Raw genomic sequence first — 588 nt, 5'->3', positions numbered from 1 at the left:
AGCCAGGCCCCGGTTAGCGGCCCGCTGGCGGACGATCCGATTCAGGAAACCATTACCTTTGATGATTTTGCCAAAGTGGACATGCGTATCGCGCTGATCAAAAGCGCCGATTTGGTCGACGGTTCCGACAAGTTGCTGAAGCTGCAGCTGGATCTGGGCGGTGAGAGCCGGCAGATTTTCTCCGGCATCCGTTCCGCCTATCCGGATCCCAAGTTGCTCGAAGGCCGGCTGACCATCATGGTGGCTAACCTGGCACCACGTAAGATGCGCTTTGGTATTTCCGAGGGCATGGTGATGGCCGCCGGTCCTGGCGGAAAGGAAATCTTCCTGCTGAGCCCTGACAGCGGCGCCCAGCCGGGTATGCAAGTAAAATAATCATCAACGTCTAGTGAGAGCCGGGCTTGCCCGGCTTTTTTATGCCCGTCGCCTGCCAGTCAAACATTTCGCTATAACGCCAGCCAAAAAGTCATAACGAAGACAATTCCCTATCAAAACCCTTCTGGTTATGATGCTAGCCAGACAAAATAGACGTCTGGATAGCAAGACTGCTATTTACCTTTTAATCGGCCAGACTTACCTGCTTCGGAG

General features: G+C 53.9%; 1 protein-coding gene. It reads left to right on the top strand.

The genetic code is table 11. The annotated features are described in order from the left end of the window. Positions 1 to 375, top strand: a 375-nt coding sequence (gene metG, locus AC5O77_RS22215; protein WP_494507224.1) for a methionine--tRNA ligase subunit beta, incomplete at its 5' end; no start/stop codon positions are given. Between the last annotated feature and the right edge of the window lie 213 nt (positions 376 to 588).

This window comes from Stenotrophomonas sp. INTA L402-1 (assembly GCF_059295135.1).
Note: the sequence above shows the minus strand (reverse complement) of the source record. Positions and strands in the feature narration are given on the sequence as shown.